Annotated in this window: 13 protein-coding genes; 8 read left to right on the top strand and 5 right to left on the bottom strand. The window is 74.5% G+C overall.

Features of this window, described 5'->3' with window-relative positions:
* Nucleotides 1–9 precede the first annotated feature (9 nt).
* Nucleotides 10–681 carry a response regulator gene (locus K7787_RS22575; RefSeq protein WP_009189887.1) on the bottom strand — a complete coding sequence of 224 codons (672 nt, stop codon included), beginning with the start codon at nt 679–681 and terminating at the stop codon, nt 10–12.
* Nucleotides 682–744: 63 nt separating this feature from the next.
* Entirely contained in the window at nt 745–1,950 is a 1,206-nt protein-coding gene (locus K7787_RS22570) for a sensor histidine kinase (protein WP_009189886.1), read from the bottom strand.
* Nucleotides 1,951–2,290: 340 nt separating this feature from the next.
* Here K7787_RS22570 and K7787_RS22565 point away from each other — a divergent pair, with 340 nt between their 5' ends.
* Entirely contained in the window at nt 2,291–3,364 is a 1,074-nt protein-coding gene (locus K7787_RS22565) for an SAM-dependent methyltransferase (RefSeq protein WP_247721180.1), read from the top strand.
* On the opposite strand, the gene K7787_RS22560 is transcribed toward K7787_RS22565, so the two are convergent.
* The gene (locus tag K7787_RS22560; RefSeq protein WP_009189884.1) at nt 3,329–4,480 is read right to left on the bottom strand and encodes an NADH-quinone oxidoreductase subunit D; all 1,152 of its coding nucleotides are present in this window, start codon (nt 4,478–4,480) and stop codon (nt 3,329–3,331) included. The two genes, K7787_RS22565 and K7787_RS22560, sit on opposite strands and share 36 nt — an antisense overlap.
* Before the next feature lie 31 nt (nt 4,481–4,511).
* Here K7787_RS22560 and K7787_RS22555 point away from each other — a divergent pair, with 31 nt between their 5' ends.
* Together K7787_RS22555 and K7787_RS22550 are read left to right on the top strand one after the other, a co-directional pair.
* Nucleotides 4,512–5,015, top strand: coding sequence for a PH domain-containing protein (locus K7787_RS22555; RefSeq protein ID WP_169439768.1), 504 nt, complete (start codon nt 4,512–4,514; stop codon nt 5,013–5,015).
* A 251-nt stretch (nt 5,016–5,266) separates the two neighbouring features.
* A complete protein-coding gene (locus K7787_RS22550) occupies nt 5,267–6,637 on the top strand; it encodes a PH domain-containing protein (RefSeq protein WP_308036434.1) in 1,371 nt (456 codons plus the stop codon).
* 384 nt (nt 6,638–7,021) lie between these two features.
* On the opposite strand, the gene K7787_RS22545 is transcribed toward K7787_RS22550, so the two are convergent.
* Complete coding sequence (locus tag K7787_RS22545; protein WP_223002722.1) at nt 7,022–8,635, bottom strand: hypothetical protein; 1,614 nt, start codon at nt 8,633–8,635, stop codon at nt 7,022–7,024.
* A gap of 233 nt (nt 8,636–8,868) precedes the next feature.
* On the bottom strand, nt 8,869–9,996 hold the full coding sequence (locus tag K7787_RS22540) for an alpha/beta hydrolase (protein ID WP_169439765.1): 1,128 nt from the start codon (nt 9,994–9,996) through the stop codon (nt 8,869–8,871).
* Between the two features lie 229 nt (nt 9,997–10,225).
* On the opposite strand from K7787_RS22540, the gene K7787_RS22535 reads away from it, so the two are divergent.
* From K7787_RS22535 to folK, 5 genes are all read left to right on the top strand, one after another.
* Complete coding sequence (locus K7787_RS22535) at nt 10,226–12,037, top strand: phosphatidylglycerol lysyltransferase domain-containing protein (RefSeq protein ID WP_223002721.1); 1,812 nt, start codon at nt 10,226–10,228, stop codon at nt 12,035–12,037.
* A 656-nt stretch (nt 12,038–12,693) separates the two neighbouring features.
* Nucleotides 12,694–13,674 (top strand): dihydropteroate synthase, encoded by a 981-nt coding sequence (gene folP, locus K7787_RS22530; protein WP_223002720.1) that lies wholly within the window; start codon nt 12,694–12,696, stop codon nt 13,672–13,674.
* Nucleotides 13,671–14,174 (top strand): nuclear transport factor 2 family protein, encoded by a 504-nt coding sequence (locus tag K7787_RS22525; RefSeq protein ID WP_009189877.1) that lies wholly within the window; start codon nt 13,671–13,673, stop codon nt 14,172–14,174. Before folP ends, K7787_RS22525 begins: the two co-directional genes overlap by 4 nt.
* Before the next feature lie 260 nt (nt 14,175–14,434).
* Nucleotides 14,435–14,794 (top strand): dihydroneopterin aldolase, encoded by a 360-nt coding sequence (gene folB / locus K7787_RS22520; protein WP_019982532.1) that lies wholly within the window; start codon nt 14,435–14,437, stop codon nt 14,792–14,794.
* Complete coding sequence (gene folK, locus K7787_RS22515) at nt 14,791–15,402, top strand: 2-amino-4-hydroxy-6-hydroxymethyldihydropteridine diphosphokinase (protein WP_019982533.1); 612 nt, start codon at nt 14,791–14,793, stop codon at nt 15,400–15,402. Before folB ends, folK begins: the two co-directional genes overlap by 4 nt.
* Nucleotides 15,403–15,557: the final 155 nt, after the last annotated feature.

Below are 15,557 nucleotides of genomic sequence, written 5' to 3'. Positions count from 1 at the left end.
CTTCGCTCCTCAGCCGCGGCCGCCCGCGCGGACGAGCCCCGTCTCGTAGGCGAGGACCACGACCTGCACCCGGTCGCGCAGGCCGAGCTTGGTCAGGATGCGGCCCACGTGCGTCTTCACGGTGGCCTCCGACAGCACCAGCCGGGCGGCGATCTCGCCGTTCGACAGGCCCTGCGCGACCAGGGTCATCACCTCGCGCTCGCGCTCGGTGAGCCGCTGCAGCTCCTTGTGCTGCGGGCCCTGCCCGGCGGTGGGCAGCATCGGCGCGAACCGGTCGAGCAGCCGGCGCGTGGTGGACGGGGCGACGACGGCGTCGCCGCTGTGCACGGCGCGGATCGCGGTGAGCAGATCACCGGGCGGCACGTCCTTGAGCATGAAGCCGGACGCGCCCGCCTTCAGCCCGGAGAAGGCGTACTCGTCCAGGTCGAAGGTGGTCAGGATCAGCACCTTGGGCGGGTTCGGCCCGGCGCAGATGCGGCGGGTGGTCTCCACCCCGTCCAGCTTCGGCATGCGCACGTCCATCAGCACCACGTCGACGGGGGTCTCCCGCAGCACCTGGAGGGCCTCGACGCCGTCGCCCGCCTCGGCGACGACCTCCATGTCCGGCTGGGCGGCGAGCACCATGCCGAATCCGGTGCGCAGCAGCACCTGGTCGTCCACGAGCATCACGCGGATCGTCATCGGGGTCCTCTTCCGTCTTCCGTGGGGGCGTGACAGGTGTCAACAGGGGGCGTGCGGTGGCGGTCAGTGCGCCGGTTTGAGCGGCAGCAGGGCGCTGATGCGGAAGCCTCCGCCCGGGCGCGGTCCCGCGTCCAGCGTGCCGCCGACCATACCGACCCGCTCCCGCATGCCGATCAGGCCGTGCCCCTGTCCGTCGACGCCGCCGTCCTCGTACAGCTCGTGCGGGGCGCCCTTGCCGTCGTCCTCGACGAGCAGGCCGAGACCGTCGTCGAAGTACACCAGGCGCACGCTGGCGCCCGCGTTCGGTCCGCCGTGCTTGCGCGTGTTGGTGAGCGCCTCCTGCACGATCCGGTACGCGGTCAGCTCGACGCCGCTGGGCAGCGGGCGCGGGGTGCCCTCGATCCGGAAGTCGACCGGCAGACCGGACTCCCGGCACTGCTCGACCAGGTCCTCGATCTGCTCGACGTCGGGCTGCGGGACGTACTCGCCGCCCTCCTGGTGCTCGCCGGTGCGCAGCACGCCCAGCAGGCGGCGCATCTCGGCCAGCGCCTGGCGGCCGGTGGAGGAGATCGTCTCCAGGGCCTTCTTCGCCTGGTCGGGGGCGGCGTCGAGGACGTAGGCGGCACCGTCGGCCTGCACCACCATCACCGAGACGTTGTGCGCGACGACGTCGTGCAGCTCGCGCGCGATCCGGGCGCGCTCGGCGGCGACCGCGACCTGCGCCTGCGCCTCGCGCTCCTTCTCCAGCCGGGCCGCGCGCTCCTCCAGCTGCGCGAAGTAGGCGCGCCGGGTGCGCATGGAGTCGCCGAGCACCCAGGCCAGCGCGAACGGCACCGTCTGGAAGACGGCCAGCGCGATCTGGCCCCAGGCGCTCGCCCGCTCCTCCGGCCAGCGGATCTGCGCCAAGGTCGCCGCGCACATCCCGCCGGCCAGCGCGAACCGGGAGGCCCACCGGGCGCCGATCGCCGCGACCGTGTAGACGATCACCAGCATGGCGAAGTCGGCGACCAGCGTCTCGACGTTGCCGATCAACTGCGCCAAGCCCGCCGCCGCCGCGAGCAGCACCATCTTCTCCGGCATCCGGCGGCGCAGCGCGACGGTCACGCACAGGACGACGGACACCGCCAGCGCGGCGCCGAGCGATCCGTGGTGGTCCGGCGTCCCTTCGACGGCCACCGCGCTCACGCTGGAGAGCCCGAGCAGGACAAGGGCCCAGAAGCCGTCGACCCACATCGGGTGTCTGCGGAGGAAGTCATAGAGACGCTGCACGTAACCCAGAGTAGGGACACCGGATAGGTGCAGGGGTCAACCGGAGGGGCGATCCCCGCCCGCCCCTCGTACTCCCCAAGGTGGAGGCAGTGATCACTTGTCCGCCTACGCTGACGACGTGGCGAACGACACTGCGGACGAGGGCGGACCGGCGACCGGGACGGCCGGTGGGGCCGCGACGGCCGGTGGAGCCGGTCGAGCCGGTGGATCCGGTCGAGCCGGTGGATCCGGTCGAGCCGGTGGAGCCGGTGGATCCGGTCGAGCCGGTGGAGGTCGAGGCGGTGGGGGCGGCGGGGCCGCCGGGGGGTGGCTCGGCTGGCGGGCGGCGGCGCGGGACGCGCTGTACGGGCCCGCCGGCTTCTACCGGCGGCCCGAGGGTCCGGCGGGGCACTTTCGTACGTCCGTGCACGCCTCGCCGCTGTTCGCGACGGCCGTGGCGCGGCTGCTGTGCCGGGTGGACGAGGCGCTGGGGCGGCCCGCGCGGCTCGACTTCGTGGACATGGCGGCCGGGCGGGGCGAGCTGGCGGCCGGGGTGCTCGGCGCGCTGCCCGCCGAGGTGGCCGCACGCGCGCGCGTGCACGCCGTCGAGATCGCCGGCCGCCCGGACGGCCTCGACGACCGGATCGCCTGGCTGCCCGAACCCCCGGACGGGCTCACCGGACTGCTGTTCGCCAACGAGTGGCTGGACAACGTCCCGGTCGAGGTCGCCGAGGTGGACCCCGAGGGCGTCCCCCGGCGCGTGCTCGTCCGGCGCGACGGCGCCGAACGGCTCGGGGAGCCGGTCGGCGGGGCGGAGGCCGAGTGGCTGGCGCGGTGGTGGCCGCTGCCGGGCGAGCCGGGGCTGCGCGCGGAGATCGGGCTGCCCCGGGACACCGCCTGGGCCGGTGCCGTGTCCCGGCTGCGGCGCGGGCTCGCGGTCGCCGTCGACTACGCGCACACCGCCGCGGACCGGCCGCCCTTCGGGACGCTCACCGGGTTCCGGGACGGGCGCGAGACGGCGCCCGTGCCCGACGGGTCCTGCGACCTCACGGCGCACGTCGCCCTGGACGCGTGCGCCGCCTCCGGTCCCGCCCCGGCGCGCGCCCGCGTCCTGACCCAGCGCGCGGCCCTGCACGCCCTCGGGATCACCGGCGTACGCCCCCCGCTCACGCTCGCCTCCAGCGATCCCGCGCGGTACGTGCGCGCCCTCGCGCGCGCCGGGGAGGCCGCCGAGCTGACCGCGCCCGGGGGCCTCGGCAACTTCGGCTGGTTGCTCCAGCCGGCCGGACCGGCACAGGCGGACCTCCTGGAGCCGCGGGAGCTGTTCCCGGACGCGCCGGAGCTGTCAGCCGAGCCGTCCGCGGGCGCGCCCCCGGAGCCGTCCCCGCGCGCGCCGGGCCTACTTGTCGATGTCCCCGACCACGAAGAACATTGAGCCGAGGATCGCCACCATGTCCGCCACCAGCGTCCCCGGCAGCAGCTCGGCCAGGGCCTGGATGTTGTTGTACGACGCGGACCGCAGCTTCAGCCGGTACGGGGTCTTCTCGCCCTTGCTGACCAGGTAGTAGCCGTTGATGCCGAGCGGGTTCTCGGTCCAGGCGTAGGTGTGCCCCTCGGGCGCCTTGAGGACCTTGGGCAGCCGCTGGTTGACCGGGCCCGGCGGCAGCTCGGCCAGCCGGTCCAGACACGCGTCGGCGAGGGCGAGCGCGTTGTGCGTCTGCTCCAGCAGGCACTCGAAGCGGGCCAGGCAGTCGCCCTCCCGCCGGGTGACCACCTTCAGGACGTCGCCCAGCTCCCCGTACGCGAGATACGGCTCGTCGCGCCGCAGGTCGAAGTCGACGCCGGACGCGCGCGCGATCGGCCCGCTCACACCGTAGGCGTGCACGGCGCGCGGCGAGAGCGCGCCCACGCCCCGGGTGCGCCCCCGGAAGATCTCGTTGCCGAGCACCAGGTCGTCGAAGACGTCCATCCGGGAGCGCACGGCGGCGACGGCGGCACGCGCGCGCGTGGACCAGCCCGCCGGCAGGTCCTCCTTGAGGCCGCCGACCCGGTTGAACATGTAGTGCATCCGGCCGCCGGAGACCTCCTCCATCACGTTCTGGAGGACCTCACGCTCCCGGAAGGCGTAGAAGACCGGGGTGATGCCGCCCAGCTCCAGCGGATAGGAGCCGAGGAACATCAGGTGGTTGAGGACCCGGTTCAGCTCCGCGAGCAGGGTGCGCGTCCACACCGCGCGCTCGGGGACCTCCATGCCGAGCATCCGCTCCACGGCCAGGACCACGCCCAGCTCGTTGGAGAACGCCGACAGCCAGTCGTGGCGGTTGGCCAGCATGATGATCTGCCGGTAGTCACGCGCCTCGAACAGCTTCTCCGCGCCGCGGTGCATATAGCCGATCACCGGCTCCGCGCGCGTGATGCGCTCGCCGTCCAGCACCAGCTTCAGCCGCAGCACGCCGTGCGTGGAGGGGTGCTGGGGGCCGATGTTGAGCACCATGTCGGTGCTCTCCGCGGCGCCGCCGACCCCGACCGTGGTCTCCGTCCTGGGAGTCATGGGCCCAGTTTCCCCTACGTACGCTTGCCCCATGGAAACGGGGAGCCCGGAAGAGGGCACGACGGCGGGGGGCGAGCCGGTGTGGACCGCACTGCGGCCCGGCCTGCTGCGGCTGAGACGGCTGTTGCTGGTGGTGTGGCTGGGGCTGATCGCCGTGGCCGCGGGAGTGGTGCTCGGGCTGACCGCCGGGCCGCTCTGGTCGGCGTTCGCGCTGCTGCCGGTGGCGGGGGCGGTGTGGGGCTGGCGGGTGCTCGGGCGCAACTGGCGCTCCTGGCGGTACGCCGAGCGCGCCGACGACCTGCTGATCAGCCGGGGGGTGCTGTGGCACGAGGAGACCGTCGTGCCGTACGGGCGGATGCAGTTGGTCGAGGTGACCTCCGGGCCGGTGGAACGGCGGTTCGGGCTGGCCACCGTGCAGCTGCACACGGCAGCCGCCGCGACCGACGCGACCATCCCCGGCCTGGACCCGGCCGAGGCGGAGCGCCTGCGCGACCGGCTCACCGAGCTGGGCGAGGCACGATCGGCGGGGCTGTGACGGCGGCGCACGACGGGACGGCTCCGGGCGACGGGGCGGCTCCGGACGACGGGGTGGCTTCGGGCGACGGGGCGGCTCGGGCCGACGGGGTGGCTTCGGGCGACGGGGCGGCTCGGGCCGACGGGGTGGCTTCGGACGACGGGGCGGCTCCAGGTGACGGGGTGGCTTCGGGCGACGGGGCGGCTCCGGACGAGCATGCCGGGAAGGAGCACTCCGCGAGGGAGCATCCCGCGAAGGAACCGGCGGCCGGCGTGGCCGAGCGGCGGCTGCATCCCGTCACCCCGCTGCGGCGGGCCTGGGCGCCGGTCACCGTCCTCGCCGGCTGGGCCGTGCACGACCCCGACCAGGCGCAGCGGCAGCTGACCCGGCTGACGACGACCACGCTGCTGCTCGGCATCGCGGTACTGATCCCGGCCGCCGCGCTGTACGGCTTCCTGTCCTGGTGGTTCACGCACTACGCGGTCACCGACTCCGAACTGCGCATCCGCACCGGCCTGTTGTTCCGGCGCACCGCGCACATCCGGCTGGAGCGCATCCAGGCCGTGGACGTCACCCGGCCGCTGCTCGCCCGGGTCGCGGGCGTGGCCAAGCTGAAGCTGGACGTCATAGGGGCCGACAAGAAGGACGAACTCGCCTTCCTCGGCGAGGACGACGCCCGCGCGCTGCGCGCCGAACTGCTCGCCCGCGCCGCCGGGTTCGCGCCCGAGACCGCGCAGGAGGTCGGCGAGGCGCCCGCGCGGGAACTGGTCCGCGTCCCCGCGCGCGTGATCGCGCTCTCGCTGCTGCTGATCGGCGCGACCTGGGGCTCGCTGCTGACGGCCGTCGTGGTGCCGCCGCTGCTGTGGCTGGCCACGCACAGCCTGTGGACGGTGCTCGCCGCCGCCGTGCCGCTGGTCGGCGGGGCCGTGACCAGCAGCGTCGGGCGCTTCCTCGGCGCCTACGACTGGACGCTGAGCGAGTCGCCCGACGGGCTGCGCATCGACCGCGGTCTGCTGGACCGCACCCACGAGACGGTCCCGCCCGGCCGGGTGCAGACCGTACGGATCGTGGAGCCGCTGCTGTGGCGGCGGCGCGGCTGGGTCCGGGTCGAACTGGACGTGGCCGGGTCCTCGAACTCGGTGCTGCTGCCGGTCGCGCCGCGCGAGATCGCCGAGGCGGTGGTCGCCCGGGTGCTGCCCGGGGTGACGGTGCCCGAGGACGCCGCGCTGGCCCGGCCGCCGCGGCGCGCCCGGTGGTGCGTGCCGGTGTGGTGGCGGGGGCACGGGATCGCCGTGACCGACACGGTGTTCGCCGCCCGGCACGGGCTGCTGCGCCGCCGGCTCGCGCTGGTGCCGCACGCGAAGGTGCAGAGCGTACGGCTCACCCAGGGGCCGTGGCTGCGGGCGTGGCGGGTCGCCGACGTGCACGTGGACACGGGGGCGAACAAGACGGTCACGGCCCGCCTGCGCGACGCCGAGGAGGCGGCCCGCCTCCTCCACACCCAGGCCGACCACTCCCGCACGGGCCGCCACCGCGCCACCCCGGACCGCTGGATGACGAAGGCCACCTCGACGGCGGCGACGGAGCAGGACCACTCCGAGACGGCTCAGCAGAGCCACTCCGGGACGCCGGAACGGGGGTGAGGGGAGCCGCTCGGGGGTGTCGGAACGGGGGTGAGGAGAGCCGCTCGGGGGTGTCGGAACGGGGGTGAGGGGAGCCGTTCGGGGGTGTCGGAGCGAGGGTGAGGAGAGCCGCCGGCGGGCGGGAACGCCGTCCGGTTCGGCGGGGGCCGCCGGGTGCGGTGACGCGGCCGGGCGCGGTCCGTGGGACTGAGCAGCAGAGCCCCGGAGCCGCCCCCGGCGGGGCGTCCGTCCCGGCGGAGCCGCTGCCGGCCGGCGGAGACGCTGCCGCACAGCGCCGTGCCGCAACGCGGCGCGAGACGCAAGGCGGCGCAGCAGCGAGGGGCGCGGCACTCGTGTGCCGCGCCCCTCATGTCTTGCCGCCCGCTCGCGGGCCCCATCCCGTCGTCAGGACGCGGCGCTCCGCAGGTTCTGGACGTCGATCTGCTCCGTCTCGTCGTGCGCCGTCAGGTCGATGACCTGGCCCACGGCGTGCGTCCCGGCGTCGGCCGGACGGTACTGCGACTCGGCCTCGGCCTTGTGCAGGGCCAGGGCCTCCTGGCCCACGACGTCCGCCAGGTCCTCGTTCTGCACGGCCTCCAGCGCGGCGGGCGGCGCGCCCTTCTTCGTGCCGAAGAAGTCGAACCCGCCTTCGACCGCCGGGCGCCGTACGGGCGCGGGCGGCACCACGGCCACGGCGGTCGGCACCGTGAAGTGCCCCGCGGGCCGCTGCGCGGGACGGGCGCCCGCCTGCGGCACGGCCGCGTCGGCGGCTTCGCCGCCCCGGCCGGTCGGCTCCTCGGCCGGTGCGGCGGCGGTCGGCTCGTGCCCGTCGGCCGTCTCGGGCCGCCCCTCGGCCGCTTCGGCGACGTCGTCGCCCCGCGCGGGAGATACCTCGGCATCGATGTCGGTCCCGGGAGCCGCAGTCGCCTCGGCGGGCACACCGCCGGACGGCCCCGTGGTCGGCCCGCCGGTCGGCCCGGTGGGCGGCCCGGTGGGCGTCTCGGGTGCGGCAGGGGCCGCGTCCCCGCTCGCCTCGGCGGCCTGCTCGGCGCTCGCGTCGTCGGAGGGCTCGGCGCTCACGTCGTCGGCCGCATCGGCCGCCGGCTCCGCGTCCGCGTCCGCGGCATCGGAGGGCTCGGCCGTCGGCTCTGCCCCCGCGGCGTCGGAGGGCTCCGGGGCCGGCTCGGCGGCCGTACCCGGCGCGGGCTCCTCGTCCTTCGCCAGCCGCGCCAGCGCGACCCCCGCCGCCCGGAACAGCCGGGAGCCCTCGGGCGAGAACACGGCGGGAGCCACGCCCGCCGGCTTCCCGGTCTCCTCGGCCGCCGCGTCGCCAGCCACCGCCGACGCGGCGGGTGCCGCAGACGTACCGGACACGGCCGCCGCCGCGGACCCAGGCGCCGTAACCGCCCCGGAGGCAACCACCCCGGACGCGGGCACCGTAGCCGGACCGGAGGCACCAGCCCCGGACGCGGGCACCGTAGCCGCGCCAGACGCCCCGGGCGCCACGGGGGCAGTCGGCGCCGCGGGTGCCGTCGGTGCCGCGGGCAGGGCCCGGGTGTCCGGCGCCGCCTCGATCTCCAGCAGGCGGCGTCCCTCCAGGGCGCTCGCCCGCTCGGTCTCCGCCGTGGCGTACCGCCGCAGCAGCGCCGCGTGCTCGTTGCGCAGGCCCGCGAGTTCGGTCCGCTTGGCCCGCAGCTTCTGTTCGAGACGGACGCGCAGCTCCCGCGACTCCTCGAGATCGGACTCGAGTTCGGCGACCCGTTCCTCGAAGCGCCACTCGTCGCTCGCCCGCGCGCGCGTGAGGTCGGCGACCTGACGGCCCGCCTGGGCGTCCCAGCGGCGCATGACGAACGCGCCGCCGATCGCCGTCACCGCGGCCGCCGCCGCGAGGGACCGCAGCAGGGCGGGCGCGGTGAACACCCAGGGGCCCAGGGCGCAGACGAGGGAGACGCCGGCGATCGCCGAGGGCGGCAACAGCCTGTGCAAAGGAGGGGAATGGCGGTGACGTCCACGTGGCATGGCCAGAAACTTACCGCGCGTAGGCGAAACATGGGCGCCCGCCCCGCAAAAAGGCGGCCATACCGAAATCTTCGCCGGCCATGAGGAGTTCCGCCTCCACTACCGCCTCCACCGATCCCGCGCGGACGCCCGACTTCCCGCCCCGCACGCTCCCGACTTACGGGCCGCCGGCCTGCCCGAGTTCCCCCCGAGTTCCGCTGCTTTTCCCGTCGCGATCTCCTTCAAGATCATTTTCAGCGCTCGGACAGCCGCTGGCTCAGCCACTCCAGCGTCCCCGGGATCTCGCGCTTCCAGGTGTTGAAGTTGTGGCCGCCGCTGTCGAGGATGATCGACGAGATACGGGTCTTGTTCGTCGCCTTGACCGCGTCGATGAACTTCAGGGTGTTCTTGTAGTCCTTCTCGCCCTGCCGACTGCTGGTGACGAGCAGCGAAGTGTCGGGCGCCGGCAGGTGCTTGACGGCCCACATCAGGTCGGCGCGATTCTTCAGATTCTCCTGGCCGTGGAAGAGATCGCCCGTCGTCGGGTCGATCGGCGCCTTGAAGTACGGCGACAGTCCCGCGCCCGCCGCGTACACCTCCGGGTGGTGCATCGCGATCTTCAGCGCGCAGTAACCGCCCGTGGAGTCGCCGACGATGCCCCAGCTGCTGCCCCGGTTGCCGACCCGGTAGTGGGCGTGCACGGCGTCGGGCAGATCCTTGGCGAAGAACGACTCGGTCTGCGGCCCGCCCGGGATGTCCACGCACTCCGTGTCGCGCGGCGGCGCCACGGTCGGCCGCAGCATCACCAGGATCATCGGCTGCATCCGGCCCTTCTTGGCCAGGCTCTGCGCCGTACGCGGATAGTCCAGCTTGCTGATCAGCGCCTGCGCGGTGCCCGGATAGCCGGTGAGGACGACGGTCGCCGGGAACGTACGCGTGCGGTACTGCGGCTGGAAGTACTCCGGCGGCAGGTATATGAACGCGGGCGAGGCGATGTGGGTCGTCCGGCCCACGATGTCCACCTTCTGGATCTGGCCCGTCAGTTGGGGCCGCGTCCCGTTCGCCGCCTGCACCTGCTGGGTGCCGACCACCTGGAGCGGGCCGGCGGGGCCGCCGTCCGGGGCGTGGTCCATGACGACGCCCTGGTCGGTCTCCTGCCCGAACAGGTCCGCCCAGCTGGCGTAGAAGCCGAAGGCCTGGTTGGCGGCGAGCCCGACGCAGGCGAAGATCGCCGTCTGGGTGGCCAGCAGGATGCCGACGCGCCCGCTGACGGCCAGCCAGTTGCGGCGGGCCAGGCGTGGCCACAGCCACACCGTGGCGACGAACAGCAGTACGGCGAACACGACCGCCAGTACCAGCACCTTCTTGCTCGTGAGACCCATGGGCGCTCTTTCCTGCCTCTGCTCCGCGCCCTGAGCCCGCCCCCGCCTCTTGGCGCGGACTTGCCCCGGGCTTTCCCCGGACTTCGACCGGGAGTTCCGGCGGGGAGTGAACCTCTCTCCCCTAGACACCGTCCTAGAGGGCGCAATGTCGCCGGATGCCCGATCGGCACCGGATTCAAGGTCTCTCGCAGAACTACGGGATGCGATGTCTGTCAGGGTAGATGGGGAAATGTCGGACGGGGTTCCGAGCCGCTCAGGTCGGGTGCGTCGCATACTCCGCGGCCCCCGCCCGGAGACCGTCCCCGTGTTCATCGGCAGGGCCTGCGCGCTCGTCGGTCTCCTCGACATCGCCGCGGCCGTCTTCCCGCGCTTCCGGCACAGCCGGATGCACGCCATGGTCGAGGTGCTGCCGGGGTCGTTCGGGCCGTTCGTCGCGGCGCTCTCGCTCAGCGCGGGCGTCCTGCTGCTGCTGCTCGCGCACGGCCTGAAGCGGCGCAAGCGGCGGGCCTGGCGGGCCGCCGTGGTGCTGCTCCCGGCGGGCGCGGCGGCCGAGTTCGGCTACCGGCACTCCGTCGTCGGCGCCGTCATCTCCCTCGCGCTGCTGGCGCCGCTGGTGCTCCACCGCAAGGAGTTCTCGGCCCTGCCCGACCCGCGCAGCAGGTGGCGGGCGCTGACCAACTTCGTGCTGATGAGCGCCGGTTCGGTGGCGCTGGGCATGCTGATCGTCAGCACCCACCCGCACCGCGTGGTCGGCGACCCCAGCCTGGCCGACCGGCTGACCCACGTCCTGTACGGCCTGGTCGGCTTCGAGGGGCCCGTCGACTACCAGGGCAACACCTCCTGGACCGTCGCCTACTCCCTCGGCGCCCTCGGCTGGATCACCGCGGCCACCACCGCCTACCTCGCCTTCCGCCCCGAACACCCGGCCGCCCGGCTGTCGGAGGAGGACGAGGGCAAGCTGCGCGCGCTGCTGGCCAAGCACGGCCGCCGCGACTCGCTCGGCCACTTCGCGCTGCGCCGCGACAAGGCGGTCGTCTTCTCCCCCAGCGGCAAGGCCGCGGTCACCTACCGCGTCGTCTCCGGCGTGATGCTCGCCAGCGGCGACCCGATCGGCGACGTCGAGGCCTGGCCCGGCGCCATCGAGCGCTTCATGGACGAGGCCAAGGCCCACTCCTGGACGCCCGCCGTGGTGGGCTGCTCCGAGACCGGCGGCGAGGTGTGGACCCGCGAGACCGGGCTGGACGCGCTGGAACTCGGCGACGAGGCGGTGGTCGACGTCGCGGATTTCTCGCTCGCCGGACGCGCGATGCGCAACGTCCGCCAGATGGTCAAGCGCATCGAGCGGGCCGGCTACGAAACCCGCGTACGGCGCATCCGTGACCTGAGCGACGCCGAGCTGGAGCGGGTCCGGCGGGCCGCCGAGGACTGGCGCGGCACCGACACCGAGCGCGGCTTCTCCATGGCGCTCGGCCGGATCGGCGACCCCTCGGACGGGGACTGCCTGATAGCGACCGCGCACAAGCAGGACGACGAGCCCGGCGAGTTCGGCGACCTGAAGGCGATCATCCACTTCGTGCCCTGGGGTCCGGACGGCGCGTCCCTGGAGCTGATGCGGCGCGACCGCTCGGCCGACCCCGGCATGAACGAACTGCTGATCGTCGCCACGCTCCAGGCCGCCCCGAAGCTCGGCATCGAGCGGATCTCGCTGAACTTCGCGATGTTCCGCTCCGCGCTGGCGCGCGGCGAGAAGATCGGCGCGGGTCCGGTGCTGCGGGCCTGGCGCGGGCTGCTGGTGTTCCTGTCGCGCTGGTTCCAGATCGAGTCGCTGTACAAGTTCAACGCCAAGTTCCAGCCCCGCTGGGAGCCGCGGTACATCGTCTACCGCGCCTCCTCGGACCTGCCGCGGATCGGCTTCGCCACCATGCAGGCGGAGGGCTTCGTCAACCTCGCGCTGCCGCTGCCCCGCTTCCTGCGCCGCCGCCGGTCTACCGAACGCCCGTGCGCGCACGCGGTCGCGGAACGGGACATGCGCGCGGCGTGACCCGACCCCCGGCCGGCCCTGGAGCCGGTGGGCTCGGCCCGCTCCCCCAGGAGCAACGGCGTGGCCCCGCACCCCTGGTGCGGGGCCACGCCGCATGACTCGCCCCTCCGGCGCCGGGTTCCCGCCGGGCGCGGACACGCCGGCACCGCCCGGAGTCGCCCGGCCCCCGCCCGGACACCGGCCGGGCTCCCCCGCCCTCCTGCCCACCTCCGCCCGGACACCGGCCGGGCTCCCCCGGCCCCCTGCCCACCTCCGCCCGGACACCGGCCGGCCTCCCCGGACCTCCTGCCCACCTCCGCCCGGACGCCCCGGACGCCCCAGGCGCGCCCCAGGCGCCCCGGACCACGGTCCTGCTGGCCCGGTGCGCCCCCCCCGCGAACCGCCGGACGCCCGTCCGGCACCTGAGCCGTGGGCGGCTTCGCCCCGTGCCCCCGGCTGGCGCCGTCCGCGTACCGCCGGTCCGGCGCCCGCGCCGCAACCCTCCGGAACCGTCCTGCCCCGGCGCCCGGGTTCACGCTTCGCACAACAGCCGGGTACCGCCCGTTCCCCTCCACGCCCCGCCCCCGGGACCGGCGCCCGCGCGGCGGGCCGCGGGCGACTGCCCCCGGCCCGGGCCGGGGGCAACTTGTCTCGCTTTCTGGCCCTAGGCTGAACGTATGAGCAACCAGAGCGGGCGCGGGCGAGTCGCGGGCCTTCCGGTATGGGACCGCTGCGCGGTCATGGGGGTCGTGAACGTGACCCCCGACTCCTTCTCCGACGGCGGCCGCTGGTTCGACACGACCACCGCCGTCAAGCACGGTCTCGACCTGGTCGCGCAGGGCGCCGACCTGGTGGACGTCGGCGGCGAGTCCACCCGCCCGGGCGCCACCCGTGTGGACGAGGCCGAGGAGCTGCGACGGGTCGTCCCGGTCGTCCGCCAACTCGCCGCCGAGGGCGTCACCATCTCGGTCGACACCATGCGCGCCCGCGTCGCCGAGCAGGCCCTCGCCGCCGGCGCGGCCCTCGTCAACGACGTCAGCGGCGGCCTCGCCGACCCCGACATGATCCCCGTGGTCGCGGCCACCGGCGCACCGTTCGTCGTCATGCACTGGCGCGGCTTCCTTGAGGGCGGCAACGTCCGGGGCGTCTACGCCGACGTCGTCACCGAGGTCGCCGACGAGCTGCACGCGCGCGTGGAGGCCGTTCTGGAGGGCGGCGTCGCCCCCGACCGCGTCGTCGTCGACCCGGGTCTCGGCTTCTCCAAGGACGCCGAGCACGACCTCGCCCTGCTGGCCCGCCTCGACCGGCTGCTGGGGCTCGGCCACCCGGTGCTGGTCGCCGCCTCCCGCAAGCGGTTCCTCGGCCGGGTGCTGGCCGGCCCCGAGGGCGCGCCGCCGCCCGCGCGGGAGCGCGACGCCGCCACGGCCGCCGTCTCCGCGCTCGCGGCGCACGCCGGCGCGTGGGCGGTGCGCGTGCACGAGGTACGCGCCACCGCCGACGCCGTACGGGTCGCCCGCGCCGTGGAGCAGGCCCGCGCCGCCGCCCCGGCCGCCGCCACGCCCGGCGACGGCGCGCCCGGCGGCACCGAGGCCTCCGCGGCCCCCGCGCGCGCGGACCGCGCAGACCGCGCGGACCGCTCGGCCGAAGGAGCCCGGTGAGCGCGCCCCACACCGATGTCGAACAGGTCGAGGCCGCCAACACCGCCTACTACGAGTCACTGGAGCGCGGCGACTTCGAAGAGCTGACCTCGCTCTGGCTCACCCCCTCCGACCTGGGCGTCGACGAGGAGTACCACGACCCGGCCGACGCCGGCGTGATCTCCTGCGTGCACCCGGGCTGGCCGGCGCTGACCGGCCGCGGCGAGGTGCTGCGGTCGTACGCGCTGATCATGGCGAACACCGACTACATCCAGTTCTTCCTGACCGACGTGCACGTCTCCGTCACCGGCGACACGGCCCTGGTGACCTGCACCGAGAACATCCTCAGCGGCGGCCCCGCCCCCGAGGGCGGGGATGAGCTGGGGCCGCTGGTCGGACAGCTCGTGGTCGCCACGAACGTGTTCCGGCGCACCCCGCTCGGCTGGAAGCTCTGGTCCCACCACGCCTCCCCGGTTCTGGCCGAAAACAACGGCGACGAGGACGACGACACGCCCGCCTGAGTGGGTAGGGGCACCGCAGGAACGACGGCGGACGCCACGAGTGGCCGGAATCACGACCGCGGGGACCCGGGCGGCCCTCCGACCCGTGAGCAGGCGGGTTCGCCAGGGGAAACACCCGGTGAAACCCTCCCGCTCCGGGCGCCGCACCCGTCCCCGCCGCCCGGTGCTGTCGGTGCCCGCGGGTAGATTCGTCCGAGACCGGTGTGCCGCCCGCACGCGGCACGCACCGGCCGTCACCGACGACTGCAGGAGTGATTCGCGTGGATCGTGTCGCGCTGCGCGGCCTGAAGGCCCGCGGGCACCACGGAGTGTTCCCCAAGGAGCGTGAGGAGGGCCAGACCTTCCTCGTCGACCTCGTCCTGGGTGTGGACACCCGGCCGGCCGCCGCCGACGACGACCTGGCGAAGACCGTGCACTACGGCATCGTGGCCGAGGAGGTCGTGGCCGTGGTGGAGGGCGAGCCGGTGAACCTGATCGAGACGCTCGCCGAGCGCATCGCGCAGGTCTGTCTGAAGCACGAGGGAGTGGAACAGGTCGAGGTCTGCGTCCACAAGCCGGACGCCCCGATCACCGTTCCCTTCGACGACGTGACCGTCACCATCACCCGGAGCCGAGTATGACCCGACCTTTCCTCCAGGGTCACAGCGACCCGACCGTCCAGCCGGTGCCCGCCTCGGTCGTCGAACAGGTCGACGCCGCCGACACCACCCTGAGCAACCCGAAACGAGCCGTCATCTCCCTCGGCTCCAACCTCGGCAACCGCCTGGAGACCCTCCAGGGCGCTGTCGACGCCCTGGAGGACACGCCCGGCGTGCGCATCAAGGCGGTCTCCCCCGTCTACGAGACCGAGCCGTGGGGCGTCGAGCCCGGCTCCCAGCCGTCGTACTTCAACGCGGTGGTGGTCCTGAAGACGACGCTGCCGCCGTCCTCCCTGCTGGAGCGCGCCCACGCCGTCGAGGAGGCGTTCAACCGGGTGCGGGACGAGCGCTGGGGGCCGCGCACGATCGACGTCGACATCGTCGCCTACGCCGACGTCGTCTCCGACGACCCGCGGCTGACGCTGCCGCACCCGCGCGCCCACGAGCGGGCCTTCGTCCTCGCCCCGTGGCACGACGTGGACCCCGAGGCGCAGCTCCCGGGCCGCGGCCCGGTCGCCGCTCTGCTGGCCTCCCTCACCCGTGCGGGCGTCGAACCGCGCGCGGACCTGGAACTCCGGCTGCCCGAGTAGTCGTTAAGGTCTAGACGACGTACGGCCGCGGCCGGACCCGGCGAGCGGGTCCGGCCGGGGAGCCGCCCACGCCCGACCACGGTCCGGGGGAGCTGAAGGGACACCGTGAAAGAGCTGCGCATCAGGGTGCTGGTCGGCGTGTTCGTCGTGGCGGG

The organism is Streptomyces sennicomposti (assembly GCF_019890635.1).
GTDB classification, from domain to species: domain Bacteria; phylum Actinomycetota; class Actinomycetes; order Streptomycetales; family Streptomycetaceae; genus Streptomyces; species Streptomyces sennicomposti.
Note: the sequence above shows the minus strand (reverse complement) of the source record. Positions and strands in the feature narration are given on the sequence as shown.